This is a genomic window from Stutzerimonas stutzeri (assembly GCF_002909485.1).
Taxonomy (GTDB): Bacteria; Pseudomonadota; Gammaproteobacteria; order Pseudomonadales; family Pseudomonadaceae; genus Stutzerimonas; species Stutzerimonas stutzeri_AH.
Map to the genome: position 1 here is coordinate 150,714 of NZ_PPXG01000009.1, position 12,848 is coordinate 163,561.

Below are 12,848 nucleotides of genomic sequence, written 5' to 3' on the forward strand. Positions count from 1 at the left end.
TTTTGATCCATTTTTAGCGTTTGAGCGACGGCGTCAAATGCGGCTGGATTGTGGTGAGTACGGCCTTGAAGCACTTGGTATTGCCGGCAACGATCTGTCCTTTCTCAAGGAAGTCGTGTCCGCCGCTGAAATCGCTCACCAGGCCGCCAGCTTCCTGGATCAGCAGGGCGCCTGCTGCCATATCCCATTCGCAGAGACCGAACTCCCAGAATGCATCGAAGCGGCCTGCAGCAACATAGGCCAGGTCGAGGCTGGCGGCACCGGCGCGGCGCAGGCCGGAGGTTTGACCCACCAAGCTGCGGAACATATTCAGATAGCTTTCCAGGTTGTCCATCTGGCCGTCTTTGAACGGAAAGCCAGTGCCAAGCAGGGCGCCGTCCAGGCTCTTGCGTGCGCTGACTCGCAGGCGTCGACCGTTTAGGGCGGCGCCGCGGCCGCGACTTGCGGTAAATTCTTCCTGGCGCACTGGATCAAGAACGACAGCATGCTCAAGACGACCGCGATATTTGCAGGCGATGCTGACGGCATAATGAGGGATGCCGCGAACGAAGTTGGTGGTGCCATCAAGTGGGTCAATGATCCACAAGTAATCAGCGCCGTCACCGGTTCCTTCGAGCAGCCCACCTTCTTCGCCGAGGATGCCGTGATTCGGATAGGCTTTGCGCAGCGTATTGATGATGTTCTGCTCGGCAGCCCTGTCGATTTCAGTGACGTAATCCTTCGCTTCTTTCTCGTTGACCGAGATTGCATCCAGGCGATCGGTGGAGCGGACAATCAGTTCCCCGGCGCTGCGGGCGGCGCGCAGCGCGATATTCAGCATGGGCTGCATGGATCTATTACCTGGTCGTTAAAGAAAGCGCGAAATTCTATCAGGAAAGCATCGGCGCATGTAGCGTCAGCGGTGCGTTTGCAGGGTGCGGTAGATGGCGAATCGGGACGTGCTTCCTGTAAGCTTTCCGCTCGCTTTCAAGCCGAGAATCAATGTGTCGCTGCAAAATATTCGTGTGGTATTGGTCAATACCAGTCATGCCGGCAATATCGGTGGCGCGGCTCGGGCCATGAAGAACATGGGGTTGTCGCGTCTGGTTCTGGTGGATCCAGAGGACTTCCCGAGTCCTAACGCTATCGCCAGAGCATCTGGCGCGACCGATATTCTCGACGCCGCGCAGGTCGTTTCCACGTTGGAAGAGGCTCTGGTTGGTTGCAGTCTAGTGCTGGGGACCAGTGCGCGTGACAGGCGCATTCCATGGCCGTTGCTGGATCCTCGAGAGTGCGCGTCGGTATCGGTGGAGCAGGCTGCCTCGGGAGGTGAGGTTGCGCTGGTGTTCGGTCGCGAGTATGCGGGGCTGACGAACGAAGAGCTGCAGCGATGCCAATACCATGTGCATATCCCGTCTGATCCGCAGTTCAGCTCGTTGAACCTTGCTGCCGCCGTACAGGTGCTCACCTACGAGGTACGCATGGCCTGGCTGGCTACCGAGGGGCGTCCAACCAAGGTTGAGAAGCTGGAAACTACTGCGATGCTGGATGCTCAGCCAGTCACCGTCGATGAGTTGGAGCATTACTTCGGCCATCTCGAGCAAACCCTGGTGGATATTGGCTTTCTGGATCCGGCCAAGCCTAGGCATCTGATGCCTAGGCTGCGACGCCTCTACGGGCGCAGCAGTATCAGCAAGCTAGAGATGAATATCCTGCGCGGCATTCTCACCGAGACACAGAAGGCGGCCCGCGGCGAGCCTCATAAGCGGAGAAGTGAATGATGTTCGAACGCATGCGCGAAGACATTCAGAGTGTTTTTCATCGCGATCCGGCGGCCCGCAATGCGTTCGAAATCCTGACCTGCTACCCAGGGCTGCACGCCATTTGGATGCATCGACTTTCCCATTGGCTGTGGGTGCACGAGTGGAAGTGGCTCGCGCGCATGTCATCGAATCTAGGGCGCTGGCTGACGGGGGTTGAAATACACCCGGGAGCCAAGATCGGGCGACGTTTCTTCATTGATCACGGGATGGGTATCGTGATCGGTGAAACTGCCGAAATTGGGGATGACGTGACGCTTTATCATGGCGTGACGCTTGGCGGCACCAGCTGGAATAAAGGCAAGCGCCATCCAACGCTCGAAGATGGCGTCATTGTGGGGGCGGGCGCCAAGATTCTGGGCCCGTTCACGGTCGGCGCAGGCGCCAAGATCGGCTCCAATGCCGTGGTTACTCGCGAAGTGCCGCCGGGCGCTACCGCTGTGGGGATTCCGGGGCGGGTCATCGTCAAATCCAGCGACGAGCAGGAAGCCAAGCGCAAAGCCATCGCTGAGAAGATCGGTTTCGATGCTTATGGGGTCAGCGAGGATATGCCGGACCCGGTCGCGCGTGCCATCGGCCAACTACTCGATCATGTGCAGGCCGTCGAGGAGCGTCTGGAAGGGATGTGCGGAGCCCTCAAGGCGCTAGGTAGTGACTACTGTGCCAAGGACCTGCCGGAGCTGCGAGAAGAGGACTTCGTCGAGGTGAAGTCTGACGCCGGTGAGGCGCGCTCCTGAAGTGCGGTGGCTGGCCGCAGCTGGTATCATGCTGACCTGCGGCGTTGCTCTTCTGCTCGTGCTGCGCAATGTTAAATCCGGCTAAAGACCTACTGGATTAATAGGTCTTATAGTTGACTTAAATACTCGGGAATTGCATAATTGCGCCAAACCGTAAAGCTTGGTGCAGACCGATGCGATTAACCACCAAAGGCCGTTATGCCGTTACCGCCATGCTCGACTTGGCGCTACATGCGCAGCATGGGCCGGTCTCCCTGGCCGACATTTCCGAGCGGCAGGGGATTTCCCTTTCCTATCTCGAACAGCTGTTCGCAAAGCTGCGCCGTGGCAGTTTGGTGACCAGTGTGCGTGGTCCAGGCGGGGGCTACCAGCTGTCGCGCGACATGGCAGGCATTCAGGTTGCCCAGGTCATCGACGCTGTTAACGAGTCTGTCGATGCCACGCGCTGCCAGGGTTTGGGAGGCTGTCACTCCGGCGATACCTGTCTGACCCATCATCTGTGGTGCGATCTCAGCCAGCAGATTCACGAGTTTCTCAGTGGTATCAGTCTGGCCGATTTGGTCAAGCGCCAGGATGTACAGCAGGTCGCGCTGCGCCAGGATATGCGTAAGTCTGGCGGCACCTCGCCGCAGATGGACAAGATAGAAACGTCCGCCGTCGAATGAGCAGGGCGACTGCCTGATAGGAGATATCTGAATGAAATTGCCGATTTATCTGGACTACTCCGCGACCACACCAGTGGATGCGCGTGTTGCCGCGAAAATGATTGAGTGTTTGTCTGTCGAAGGCAATTTCGGAAATCCGGCGTCGCGCTCGCATGCTTTTGGATGGAAAGCTGAAGAGGCGGTTGAAAATGCTCGTCGTCAGGTGGCTGAGCTGGTTAACGCAGATCCACGGGAAATCGTCTGGACATCCGGCGCGACCGAATCCGATAACCTGGCCATCAAGGGCGTAGCGCATTTCTACGCCTCCAAGGGCAAGCACATCGTTACCACTAAGATTGAGCACAAAGCGGTGCTGGATACCACCCGCCAGCTCGAGCGAGAAGGTTTCGAGGTTACCTACATCGAGCCAGGCGAGGATGGCATCGTGACCCCGGCGATGGTCGAAGCCGCGCTTCGCGATGACACCATTCTGGTTTCGGTAATACACGTCAATAACGAGATCGGCACGATCAACGATATTACTGCGATCGGCGAGCTGACTCGGTCTCGCGGCATCCTGCTGCATGTCGACGCGGCACAGTCCACCGGCAAGGTAGAGATTGATCTAGAGAAAATGAAGGTCGATCTGATGTCCTTCTCTGCCCACAAGACTTACGGGCCAAAGGGCGTTGGTGCGTTGTATGTTCGCCGTAAGCCGCGCGTACGTCTTGAGGCGCAAATGCATGGCGGTGGGCACGAGCGCGGCATGCGCTCCGGCACCTTGGCGACTCATCAGCTCGTCGGTATGGGTGAAGCCTTCCGTATTGCGAAGGAAGAGATGGCCCAAGAGAACGAGCGCATCCGTGCGCTGCGTGATCGCTTCTACAAGCAGGTCGAGCATCTTGAAGAGCTCTATGTGAACGGCAGCATGACCGTTCGCGTCCCGCACAACCTCAATCTCAGCTTCAACTACGTTGAGGGCGAGTCGTTAATTATGGCGCTCAAGGATCTGGCGGTCTCTTCTGGTTCCGCCTGTACGTCCGCCTCGCTGGAGCCGTCTTACGTTCTGCGTGCGCTCGGTCGTAACGACGAGTTGGCGCACAGCTCCATTCGCTTCACCTTTGGCCGTTTCACGACTGAAGAAGAGATCGACTACGCAGCGCAGAAGGTTTGCGACGCTGTGACCAAGCTGCGTGAGCTCTCGCCCCTGTGGGATATGTTCAAAGACGGTGTCGACATTTCCAAGGTCGAGTGGCAAGCCCACTGACCGGCGTCAAGCGCCGCATAGCCTGATCTAAGAGGATTGCACCATGGCATATAGCGATAAGGTCATTGACCACTACGAAAATCCGCGCAACGTCGGCAAGTTCGACGCTGAAGATCCGAACATCGGTACCGGCATGGTTGGCGCGCCGGCCTGCGGCGACGTGATGCGCCTGCAGATCAAAGTTAATGAGCAGGGTGTCATCGAAGACGCCAAGTTCAAGACGTACGGCTGTGGTTCTGCCATTGCCTCCAGTTCGCTCGCCACTGAGTGGATGAAGGGTAAGACTCTGGAGGAGGCTGAAACCATCAAGAATACTCAGCTGGCCGAGGAGCTGGCGCTGCCGCCGGTGAAGATTCACTGCTCCGTGCTCGCCGAAGATGCGATCAAGGCCGCGGTGCGCGACTATCGCGAGAAAAAAGGTCTGCTCTAAAGGAGGTTGCGATGGCTATCACCATGACGCCTGCTGCAGCTCAGCATGTTCGCCGCTCGTTGGACGGGCGGGGCAAGGGTGTGGGTGTAAGGCTTGGGGTGCGTACTACCGGCTGCTCCGGACTGGCTTATGTTCTTGAGTTCGTCGATGAGACGGCGGATGAAGACTCAGTGTTCGAAAGTCACGGGGTGAATGTGATCATTGATCCGAAGAGCCTTGTGTATCTCGATGGCACTGAGCTCGATTTCGTTCGTGAAGGCCTCAATGAGGGCTTCAAGTTCAACAATCCGAACGTTCGTGGCGAATGCGGCTGCGGCGAGAGCTTCAATATCTGAGGACGCCGTGGGTACTCCCTGTCATTTTGCACTGTTTGAGCTGAAGCCCGATTTCGAATTGGATCTCGCGCATCTTGCTGATCGTTATCGAGACCTTGCTCGCCAGGTTCACCCGGACCGTTTTGCGGATGCGGGTGAAAGCGAGCAGCGTCACGCGCTGGAAAGTTCTGCCAATCTCAATGAGGCGTACCAGACGCTGAAGAGCCCAAGCCGGCGTGCGCGTTATCTGCTCGCGATCGGGGGGCATGAAGTGCCGCTGGAGGCTACGGTTCAAGACCCTGCTTTCCTTATGCAGCAAATGCACTGGCGCGAAGAGCTCGAAGAGCTGCAGGAGCAGGCAGATCTTGATGGCGTTGCTGCATTCAAGTCTCGCTTGAGGCAAGCGCAGCAGGAACTTAACAGCGATTTTGCCCAGATCTGGCGAGATCCGGCGCGCCGTGCAGATGCGGAGCGCTTGGTTCGACGCATGCAGTTTCTCGACAAGCTGACCCAGGAAGTGCGCCAACTCGAAGAGCGCCTCGACGATTAACCCCGCGTAGCGCTCGGCGCTGCGCCCGATATCAGACAGACATGGCCTTACTTCAGATTGCCGAGCCCGGACAAACCCCTCAGCCCCATCAGCGGCGCCTGGCTGTCGGTATAGACCTGGGTACCACCAATTCCCTCGTTGCTGCTCTGCGCAGCGGCATTACTGCGCCGCTGGCTGACGCCGATGGGCAGGTAATCCTGCCGTCCGTGGTGCGTTACCACGCTGATCATGTGGAGGTCGGTGCGCAAGCCAAGCTTGCCGCAGCTACTGATCCCTTCAATACCATCAGTTCCGTCAAGCGTCTGATGGGGCGTGGTCTCGCCGACGTCAAGCAGCTTGGCGAGCAGCTGCCTTACCGCTTTCGCCAAGCTGAATCGCAGATGCCCTTCATCGAGACGGTACAGGGCGCCAAGAGCCCCGTGGAAATCTCCGCCGAGATTCTTCGTGCGCTTCGTCAGCGCGCTGAGGCGAGTCTGGGCGGCGAGTTGGTTGGGGCGGTGATCACTGTACCGGCTTACTTCGATGATGCGCAGCGCCAGGCGACCAAGGATGCTGCCAGGCTTGCCGGACTCAGTGTTCTGCGCCTGCTCAATGAGCCAACTGCGGCCGCCGTGGCGTATGGCCTGGACCGCCAGGCGGAGGGCGTCGTCGCCATTTACGATCTGGGTGGCGGTACGTTCGATATTTCGATTCTGCGCCTGACCAAGGGTGTGTTCGAGGTGCTGGCTACCGGCGGCGACACCGCTCTGGGTGGCGATGATTTCGACCACGCCGTGGCCGACTGGATTCTTGAGCGCGCCGGTGTTTCCGGCGATCTCGAGCCGGGTGCGCAACGTGAACTGCTAAAGATTGCCTGTGACGCCAAGGAGCGTCTCAGTGATGTCGCGGCGGTGGACGTTGCTTATGCTGGCTGGACGGGTGAGCTGCATCGAGAGGTGTTCGATGCTCTGATCGAGCCGATGGTGGCGCGCAGTCTCAAATCCTGCCGTCGCGCAATTCGCGACTCGGGTGTGGAGTTGGAAGAAATCACAGCTGTGGTCATGGTCGGTGGCTCTACCCGCGTGCCGAGGGTGCGTTCTGCGGTGGGCCAGTTGTTCGGTCGAGAGCCGCTGACCGATATCGATCCCGATGAGGTCGTGGCAATCGGCGCGGCAATTCAGGCCGAAACGCTGGCTGGAAACAATCGTGATGGTGACGAACTGCTGTTGCTCGATGTGATCCCGCTGTCGCTTGGGCTGGAGACCATGGGCGGGCTGATGGAGAAGATCATTCCGCGCAATACCACGATCCCGGTCGCCCGCGCTCAGGATTTCACAACTTACAAAGATGGCCAGTCGGCCATGATGATTCATGTGTTGCAGGGCGAGCGTGAGCTTATTTCCGACTGCCGTTCGCTGGCTCGATTCGAGTTGCGCGGCATCCCGCCGATGGTTGCCGGGGCGGCAAAGATTCGCGTCACCTTTCAGGTCGATGCTGACGGCTTGCTAAGTGTGTCGGCGCGTGAGCTGGCGTCCGGCGTCGAAGCCAGCATTCAGGTCAAGCCTTCCTATGGTCTCACCGATGGCGAAATCGCCAGAATGCTGGAGGATTCTTTCCGCAAGGCGGATGCGGATCGAGATGCTCGCGCACTGCGTGAACAGTTGGTAGATGCCCAGCGCCTGCTAGAGGCTGTCGAGGCAGCGCTGGCTGTCGACGGTGAGCGCCTCTTGTCCGCCGAAGAGCGCACGGCGATCGACTTGCAGGCGGCTGAATTGCGCGGACTGCTGGACAGTCAGGACGTGGTCGCCATTGAGCGCCAGACCAAGCGCCTAAGCCAGATTACCGACGCCTTTGCTGCGCGCCGGCTGGACTCCACCGTCAAGGCCGCACTGGCCGGGCGGCGGCTAAACGATATTGAGGATTGACCCTGATGCCGCAGATTATTTTCCTGCCCAACGCCGACCATTGCCCCGAAGGTGCCGTTATCGAGGCGCAGACAGGCGAGACGGTACTGGACGCCGCGCTGCGTAATGGCATCGACATTGAGCATGCCTGCGAAAAATCCTGCGCCTGCACCACCTGCCACGTGGTGGTGCGCGAAGGGTTTCAGTCGCTCGAAGCCTCCGATGAGCTGGAGGACGATATGCTCGATAAGGCGTGGGGTTTGGAGCCTAATTCGCGGTTGTCCTGCCAGGTGGTCGTCGCTGACGCCGATCTGGTGGTAGAGATACCCAAGTACACCATCAATCAGGTTTCCGAAGGGCATTGAGGGCATCGTCATGCAGCTTAAATGGAGTGACGTGCAGGAAATCGCCATCGAGCTGGCCGAGCGCAAAGCTGATGTCGATCCTCGCTATGTGAATTTCGTCAATCTGCATCGCTGGGTTTTGGAGCTGCCGGACTTCGCCGATGAGCCCAGTAGAGGTGGCGAAAAAGTACTCGAGGCCATCCAGGCGGCCTGGATCGAAGAGGCTGAGTAGGCCTGCTTAAGGCCTCGACTGCTCTTTTAAGCACGAATGGCAGGCTGTCCGACGGTCTGCTTCATCGTCCCGAGTCCAGCCCTCTACCCTTATGTTTTGACATGAACCCGCGTATAATCCGCGGGTTTACTCGTTCGCTTTAACCCATCAGTTTTGGAGTCCTACATGGCCCTGCAACGCACCTTCTCCATCATCAAGCCCGACGCTGTCGCCAAGAACGTGATCGGCGAAATCACCACCCGTTTCGAGAAGGCCGGCCTGCGCGTCGTCGCTTCCAAGATGGTTCAGCTGTCCGAGCGCGAAGCGGCTGGCTTTTACGCCGAGCACAGCGAGCGTGGCTTCTTCAAGGACTTGGTTGCTTTCATGACTTCCGGTCCGGTAATTGTTCAGGTTCTGGAAGGCGAAGATGCCATCGCCAAGAACCGTGAGCTGATGGGCGCTACCAATCCGAAAGAAGCTGCTGCCGGCACCATTCGCGCTGATTTCGCCGTTTCCATCGACGAAAACGCCGTGCATGGCTCCGACTCGGAAGCATCCGCTGCCCGTGAAATCGCTTACTTCTTTGCTGCCACCGAAGTGTGTGCACGCATTCGCTGATTGAGCGAAGGTGAATTCAATGATTGCCACGACCGGTAAAGTGAATCTGCTCGGGCTTACCCAGTCGCAACTGGAGAGCTTCTTCGAGTCCGTCGGGGAAAAGCGTTTTCGCGCCGGTCAGGTGATGAAATGGATTCACCACTTTGGCGTCGATGATTTCGATGCCATGAGCAATCTCGGCAAGGCCTTGCGTGAAAAGCTCAAGGCCTGCGCCGAGATTCGCGGCCCGGAGGTCGTCAGTGAAGACATCTCCAGCGACGGCACCCGCAAGTGGGTCGTGCGTGTCGCCTCGGGCAGCTGTGTGGAAACCGTATATATCCCGCAGGGCGGGCGCGGAACGCTTTGCGTCTCGTCGCAGGCTGGTTGTGCGCTGGATTGCAGCTTCTGCTCCACCGGCAAGCAAGGATTCAATAGCAATCTCACTGCGGCCGAGGTTATCGGTCAGGTCTGGATTGCCAACAAATCATTCGGTTCCATTCCGGCGAAAATCGATCGCGCGATCACCAATGTGGTGATGATGGGGATGGGTGAGCCGTTGCTGAATTTCGACAACGTTGTCGCCGCCATGCACATCATGATGGACGACCTCGGTTACGGTATCTCCAAGCGCAAGGTGACGCTCTCGACCTCCGGCGTTGTGCCAATGATCGATGAACTGGCCAAGGTCATCGACGTCTCCCTGGCTTTGTCATTGCACGCGCCTAACGATGCGTTGCGCGACCAGTTGGTGCCGATCAACAAGAAGTATCCGTTGGATATGTTGCTCGCGGCGTGCAAGCGCTACATATCTCTGCTTGGCGAAAAACGCGTGCTGACTATCGAGTACACGCTGCTCAAAGGCATCAACGATCAGCCCGAGCATGCCGAGCAGATGATCCCGCTGCTGGCAAACATTCCCTGCAAGATCAACCTGATTCCGTTTAATCCATTCCCTCATTCCGGATATGAGCGGCCGAGCAACAATGCCATCCGCCGTTTTCAGGACATCCTGCACAAAGGTGGGCACAATGTGACGGTGCGTACCACCCGCGGCGAAGACATCGACGCGGCTTGCGGTCAGCTCGTCGGCCAGGTTCTGGACCGGACGCGTCGAAGCGAGAGATACATCGCTGTGCGTGAGCTACAGAGCGAGCCAGGTACGGCGCAAATTGCTTCGAACCGATCCTGAGGGGGATGCTGATGATTCTGCGCGCTGCGCTGCTGCTTCTAATGACCGGCCTAATGGCCGGTTGTGTGTCTTCTGGATCCGTTGATCCGTTGAAAACCGACCAAGGCAGGCAGCAGGCGCGTGACGCCTATATTCAGCTGGGTATCGGTTACCTGCAGCAGGGTGCCGCGGCTCGTGCCAAAACACCGTTGCGCAAAGCGCTTGAGATGGACCCGCGCAGTGCGGATGCGCATGCGGCGCTGGCTCTGGTATTTCAGACGGAAATGGAAAACGATCTGGCTGACAAGCATTACCGTGAGGCGCTATCCAGCCGAAAGGATGCTCGCATCCTGAACAACTACGGTAGTTTTCTGTTCGAACAGAAGCGCTATCCTGAGGCCATGGAGCGTTTTCGGCAGGCGGCCGAGGATAATCTGTACGCTGAGCGTGCACGTGTCTTTCAGAATCTTGGAATGACTGCCCTGCAGCTGGGCCAGCGTGAGGAGGCCGAGCGTCACTTCACCCGCTCGCTGCGGCTCGATGGGCGTCAGCCACGTGCCTTGCTTGAACTGGCGCTGATGTCCTTCGATGACAAGCAATACGTCCCTGCAAAGCGTTACTACGATAGTTTCAGCCAGCTTGCGGAGCAGAACGCACGCAGCTTGCTACTCGGTATCCGTCTGGCCAACATCCATCAGGACCGCGATACCGCTGCGAGCCTTGGATTGCAGCTGAGACGGTTGTATCCCGGTACGGATGAGTACAAGCAATATCTTTCGGAGCAACGATGACCGCGCCGCACCAAGAATCCGCTGCACCGATGGGCAACAATCCAGGCGATACCCTGCGTAATGCGCGCGAAGAAAAGGGCTGGACCCTGGCAGCGGTCGCGCAGCAGCTGAATCTCACTGAGCGCTCTCTGGCCCGCATAGAGGCTGGAGACTTCAGTCAGCTCCCCGGACACACCTTCGCCCGGGGCTATGTCCGTGCCTATGCCAAGTTGCTGGGCCTGGATCAGACTCGTCTGGTCCAGGAGTTCGACCAGCACACCGGTACCAATGCATCGGGTAGCAGTGTCCACAGCCTGGGGCGTATTGAAGAGCCGGGCCGTTTATCGCGCAGTTTCATGCGTTTCTTTGGCTTCGCACTGCTGCTGGTCCTTGCTGCGGCGGCCTGGTTCTGGTGGCAGGAACATTCTGCCCAAGAGGCCACTACGCGACCTGTTTCAGCTCTGGAACGAATCGAAGTTGAGGGCGCTGACGGGACGACGCAAATTCACCTGCTCGATCGGGCTGACGAAGTTGCCGAACAACAGGCGGAGCAACAAGCTGAGGAGGCAGCGCAACTGCGCTCAGGTGAAGTGTCCGAGCCTTCCGAGGCAACGGAAGCTCCTGCTGATCCGAACGCCGGTGCAGGTGACGTCGAAGCGCAGTCACTTCCGCTGACGCTGCCGGAAACGGTTTCCGAGAACACCGCCGCTCAAACGCCGCAGCCAGTGGCGACGAGCGACTCTGCCAGGGCCGTGGCGCCAGTACCCGGCGAGTCGCAGCTGGAGTTGAGCTTTACCGCCGATTGCTGGACGCGCGTTAGCGATGCCGATGGTCGGGTGCTGTTCAGTGCGCTGGCCAAGGCCGGAACCAGCAGGACGGTAAGCGGCAAGCCGCCGCTGGATGTGCACCTGGGGTACGCCCGCGGCGCCAAACTCAGTTACAACGGCGAGGCTGTGAACCTTGCCTCTCACATGCGCGGCGAGACTGCGCGCCTCAAGCTCGGACAGTAACCTGACCATGCATTCCGAATCTCCTATCAAGCGCCGCCAATCTCGCAAGATCTGGGTGGGTAGCGTTCCGGTCGGTGGCGATGCGCCGATTTCCGTACAGAGCATGACCAATACCGAAACCTGCGATGTCGAGGCGACGGTTGCGCAGATCCAGCGCCTGGCCAATGCTGGCGCCGATATCGTCAGGGTTTCGGTTCCATCGATGGAGGCAGCTGAAGCGTTTGGCCGCATCAAACGGCTCGTTCAGTTGCCTCTGGTGGCCGACATCCACTTCGATTATCAGATCGCGTTGCGCGTGGCCGAGCTTGGCGTCGATTGCCTGCGTATCAACCCGGGCAACATCGGGCGTGAGGATCGAGTGCGCGCCGTGGTCGACGCGGCACGCGACAAGGGAATCCCGATCCGAATCGGCGTGAATGCCGGTTCGCTGGAAAAGGATCTGCAGAAGAAGTATGGCGAGCCGACGCCGCAAGCGTTGGTGGAGTCCGCATTGCGCCACGTCGATCATCTTGATCGGCTGGACTTCCAGGATTTCAAGGTCAGCGTCAAAGCGTCCGACGTGTTCATGGCGGTGGAGGCCTATCGCTTACTGGCCGGGCAGATCGAGCAACCGCTGCATCTCGGCATTACCGAGGCGGGCGGATTGCGCTCCGGCACGGTGAAGTCTGCGGTGGGCTTGGGCATGTTGCTGGCCGAAGGCATCGGCGACACCATTCGCGTGTCGCTGGCGGCTGATCCCGTCGAGGAAATCAAGGTTGGCTTCGATATCCTCAAGTCTCTGCGTCTGCGTTCGCGTGGTATCAACTTCATCGCCTGCCCGAGCTGTTCACGGCAGAATTTCGATGTGGTCAAGACCATGAACGAGCTGGAAGTCCGCGTGGAAGACCTGCTGGTGCCGCTGGACGTCGCGGTGATCGGCTGTGTGGTCAATGGCCCGGGCGAGGCCAAGGAGGCGCACGTGGGCCTGACCGGTGGCAGCCCGAACAACCTTGTCTACATCGATGGCAAGCCGGCACAGAAACTGAACAACGAAAACCTCGTCGATGAGCTGGAGCGGCTCATCCGGCGCAAGGCCGCCGAGAAGCTCGCGGCCGACGCGGCGGTCATCGCGCGCAGCTGATCTT

At 58.9% G+C, this 12,848-nt stretch carries 16 protein-coding genes; 15 read left to right on the top strand and 1 reads right to left on the bottom strand.

Going from position 1 to position 12,848, the window contains the following annotated elements; all coding sequences use genetic code 11:
• Positions 1 to 13: 13 nt before the first annotated feature.
• On the bottom strand, positions 14 to 829 hold the full coding sequence (suhB, locus tag CXK91_RS19985; protein WP_103457766.1) for an inositol-phosphate phosphatase: 816 nt from the start codon (positions 827 to 829) through the stop codon (positions 14 to 16).
• A gap of 94 nt (positions 830 to 923) precedes the next feature.
• Between suhB and trmJ the strand changes: the two genes are divergently transcribed.
• The 15 genes from trmJ (at position 924) to ispG (ending at position 12,844) form a co-directional block, all read left to right on the top strand.
• Positions 924 to 1,760 (top strand): tRNA (cytosine(32)/uridine(32)-2'-O)-methyltransferase TrmJ, encoded by an 837-nt coding sequence (gene trmJ / locus CXK91_RS19990; RefSeq protein ID WP_256055765.1) that lies wholly within the window; start codon positions 924 to 926, stop codon positions 1,758 to 1,760.
• Complete coding sequence (gene cysE, locus CXK91_RS19995; protein ID WP_103457826.1) at positions 1,760 to 2,536, top strand: serine O-acetyltransferase; 777 nt, start codon at positions 1,760 to 1,762, stop codon at positions 2,534 to 2,536. Before trmJ ends, cysE begins: the two co-directional genes overlap by 1 nt.
• 173 nt (positions 2,537 to 2,709) lie before the next feature.
• Positions 2,710 to 3,201 carry a Fe-S cluster assembly transcriptional regulator IscR gene (iscR, locus tag CXK91_RS20000; RefSeq protein WP_103457767.1) on the top strand — a complete coding sequence of 164 codons (492 nt, stop codon included), beginning with the start codon at positions 2,710 to 2,712 and terminating at the stop codon, positions 3,199 to 3,201.
• Between the two features lie 31 nt (positions 3,202 to 3,232).
• Positions 3,233 to 4,447, top strand: a complete 1,215-nt coding sequence (locus CXK91_RS20005) for an IscS subfamily cysteine desulfurase (protein WP_103457768.1) — start codon at positions 3,233 to 3,235, stop codon at positions 4,445 to 4,447.
• Between the two features lie 43 nt (positions 4,448 to 4,490).
• Positions 4,491 to 4,877 carry a Fe-S cluster assembly scaffold IscU gene (iscU, locus tag CXK91_RS20010; protein ID WP_011914136.1) on the top strand — a complete coding sequence of 129 codons (387 nt, stop codon included), beginning with the start codon at positions 4,491 to 4,493 and terminating at the stop codon, positions 4,875 to 4,877.
• A gap of 11 nt (positions 4,878 to 4,888) precedes the next feature.
• Positions 4,889 to 5,212, top strand: a complete 324-nt coding sequence (gene iscA / locus CXK91_RS20015) for an iron-sulfur cluster assembly protein IscA (RefSeq protein ID WP_103457769.1) — start codon at positions 4,889 to 4,891, stop codon at positions 5,210 to 5,212.
• A 7-nt stretch (positions 5,213 to 5,219) separates the two neighbouring features.
• Positions 5,220 to 5,741 carry a co-chaperone HscB gene (hscB, locus tag CXK91_RS20020; protein ID WP_103457770.1) on the top strand — a complete coding sequence of 174 codons (522 nt, stop codon included), beginning with the start codon at positions 5,220 to 5,222 and terminating at the stop codon, positions 5,739 to 5,741.
• Positions 5,742 to 5,782: 41 nt separating this feature from the next.
• A complete protein-coding gene (hscA, locus tag CXK91_RS20025) occupies positions 5,783 to 7,645 on the top strand; it encodes a Fe-S protein assembly chaperone HscA (RefSeq protein ID WP_103457771.1) in 1,863 nt (620 codons plus the stop codon).
• 5 nt (positions 7,646 to 7,650) lie between these two features.
• Entirely contained in the window at positions 7,651 to 7,989 is a 339-nt protein-coding gene (gene fdx / locus CXK91_RS20030) for an ISC system 2Fe-2S type ferredoxin (RefSeq protein ID WP_103457772.1), read from the top strand.
• Between the two features lie 10 nt (positions 7,990 to 7,999).
• Positions 8,000 to 8,200, top strand: coding sequence for a Fe-S cluster assembly protein IscX (gene iscX, locus CXK91_RS20035; protein WP_003284656.1), 201 nt, complete (start codon positions 8,000 to 8,002; stop codon positions 8,198 to 8,200).
• Between the two features lie 165 nt (positions 8,201 to 8,365).
• Entirely contained in the window at positions 8,366 to 8,797 is a 432-nt protein-coding gene (gene ndk, locus CXK91_RS20040) for a nucleoside-diphosphate kinase (protein ID WP_003284654.1), read from the top strand.
• 19 nt (positions 8,798 to 8,816) lie between these two features.
• On the top strand, positions 8,817 to 9,965 hold the full coding sequence (rlmN, locus tag CXK91_RS20045; protein ID WP_103457773.1) for a 23S rRNA (adenine(2503)-C(2))-methyltransferase RlmN: 1,149 nt from the start codon (positions 8,817 to 8,819) through the stop codon (positions 9,963 to 9,965).
• Positions 9,966 to 9,976: 11 nt separating this feature from the next.
• Positions 9,977 to 10,735 carry a type IV pilus biogenesis/stability protein PilW gene (pilW, locus tag CXK91_RS20050; RefSeq protein WP_103457827.1) on the top strand — a complete coding sequence of 253 codons (759 nt, stop codon included), beginning with the start codon at positions 9,977 to 9,979 and terminating at the stop codon, positions 10,733 to 10,735.
• Complete coding sequence (locus tag CXK91_RS20055) at positions 10,732 to 11,724, top strand: RodZ domain-containing protein (RefSeq protein WP_103457774.1); 993 nt, start codon at positions 10,732 to 10,734, stop codon at positions 11,722 to 11,724. The genes pilW and CXK91_RS20055 overlap by 4 nt, the downstream gene beginning before the upstream one ends.
• 7 nt (positions 11,725 to 11,731) lie before the next feature.
• Positions 11,732 to 12,844: a flavodoxin-dependent (E)-4-hydroxy-3-methylbut-2-enyl-diphosphate synthase gene (gene ispG / locus CXK91_RS20060; protein ID WP_103457775.1), complete on the top strand. Its 1,113-nt coding sequence runs from the start codon at positions 11,732 to 11,734 to the stop codon at positions 12,842 to 12,844.
• The last annotated feature ends 4 nt before the right edge of the window (positions 12,845 to 12,848 follow it).